Here is a 2,034-nt window from a genome sequence, read left to right on the forward strand (position 1 = left end):
CTGAGAAGAGACACAATCCTCAGAGAAATGAAGATGAGGGTCTTTTAAATTGAGAACAGATACGATAGAATGAGTAATGGACATAGTGAGATTTCCTTTCTGTAATTTGTGGTGATTTTATTGTAACGGAAATTCTTACCTATGTCTCTTTTTTTATGCTCAAGAAAAAAAGCGTTGGTTTCCACCAACACCAAAATTTATAGAACCTTCTTTTCCTGTTGGAGGATCGTGCTATAATAAATCCGGAATTCATGAAATGGAAAGAGGAGTAAGCGATGAAAGAAGTCAAGACGAACGCGATGCGGCTGTTAGACAAGCAGAAGCTTGCCTATCAGGTGCATACCTATCCGCACCACGATAAGGAAGCGGTCGACGGGGTGAGCGTGGCGGCGATGCTGAACGAGGATCCGGCGCATGTTTTTAAGACGCTGATCACACAGGCGTCAAGCAAAGCCTGTTATGTATTTGTGATTCCGGTGGCGGCGGAGCTGGATTTAAAAAAAGCCGCGAAGGCGGTCAATGAAAAGGCTGTCGAATTGATTCCTGTTAAAAATCTGCTGGGTGTCAGCGGGTATATCCGCGGTGGCTGCAGCCCGATTGGCATGAAAAAGTTGTTTCCAACGGTGATTCACTCATCGGCTTTGGATTATGAAACGATTCTCTTCAGCGGCGGTCAGATCGGCACGCAGATTGAAATGGCGCCGCAGCTCTTAGCTGATTTGATTCATGCACGTTTTGAAGCGATTATCCGCTGATGACTGGCGTTGAAAAGGAGATTAGACAGAGAAAAAATCCTGAGGGCTGCTTTATGAAAGTCAGAATTCAGGATTTTTATTTAGCTTTTAACGGTGAAGCTTGCGGCACGATCAGCGGCAGCTTGTACGGTCCGGTCGTGATCCGCACATGATTGGAGGTAAAGCCCTCGCCGTCCGACTGCATTAAGATCGGCTTGTCGACATGAATCTCAATTTCAGAGGCTCGCAGCATTTTGCATTGCTTCAAATGGGTGTGCTTGCCTTGTTTGTATTTTGGCATCAGCCATAACGTTTCCCATAACGTCAGCGGTTCAATGACGCAGACGTCGAATAAGCCGTCCTGAAGATCCGCCTGCGGCGCGGCGATAAAGCCATTGCCATAGCAGCTGCCGTTCATCACGGCGGCGATGATCGCTTTCTGCCGGATAGTCTCCGTTTTCGTTTTTAACACCAGTTCAAACGGCGCCGGCTTCAGCGCGCACAGGACCGCTGCCAGCCCGTAGACGGAAAACCGCGGGAGCGGGTAATTCTGATATAATTTGATTGCCAGATCGTTGACCCGTGCGTCTAAGCCCAGCGTCGTGCAGTTGTGGAAGCGCCAGTGATGACATTGCCCAAAGTCAACCTCCACCTGTTTGCCCTGAATGGTTTCGTGCAGCATCTGCGCAAAGGGAAGCTTGCGCCGGTCGATCATCCGGTAATAGTCATTCCCTGTGCCGCTGGGCAGGATGCCCATGCGCAATCCCTGCGGCAGACCGTTGAGCACTTCCCAGATCGTACCGTCGCCGCCGACCGCATAGACGATCGTTTCCGGATCCGGCTGGATTTCCGCCGCCAGCTTCTGAGCGTGTCCGGCGTATTCAGTCAGTCGGATTTCGCCGTCCAGATGATTCTGTTCGATTTCTTTTCGAATCGCGGCCGCAGCCCGTTTTCCGTCCCCTTTGCCGGAAGTCGGATTTACGATGAATATATGCTTCATAAATACCCCTATCTAAAAAATACGATAATTCCTGAATTATTTTACCATGGTTATTTCTTCCGGTCATCTCAATTTAATTGAAACTTCAAAATATTATGCTATGATTGAATCAAAGGGTGGGAAATGACATGAAAGAATCAATCCTGTTTGATTTTGCGACCGTGCAGGATTTGGAATCCTGCAAACAAATCGTAGCCCGGAAGCTTCAGGCCAGTCAGGTTGATTGCGATGATCTGGAAGATCTGACCAGAGACATTATGAAGCTTTCTTATTCCATCGGCGGATCCTACGAGATCGGAA

At 48.4% G+C, this 2,034-nt stretch carries 2 protein-coding genes; one reads left to right on the top strand and one right to left on the bottom strand.

The window, feature by feature from the left end:
- Positions 1 to 275 precede the first annotated feature (275 nt).
- Positions 276 to 755, top strand: coding sequence for a Cys-tRNA(Pro) deacylase (ybaK, locus tag AC5OW4_RS15125; protein ID WP_072684323.1), 480 nt, complete (start codon positions 276 to 278; stop codon positions 753 to 755).
- A 76-nt stretch (positions 756 to 831) separates the two neighbouring features.
- Here ybaK and AC5OW4_RS15130 read toward each other — a convergent pair whose 3' ends face one another.
- A complete protein-coding gene (locus tag AC5OW4_RS15130; protein WP_072684324.1) occupies positions 832 to 1,734 on the bottom strand; it encodes a diacylglycerol/lipid kinase family protein in 903 nt (300 codons plus the stop codon).
- Positions 1,735 to 2,034 lie beyond the last annotated feature (300 nt).

It is taken from the genome of Holdemania sp. (assembly GCF_986127675.1).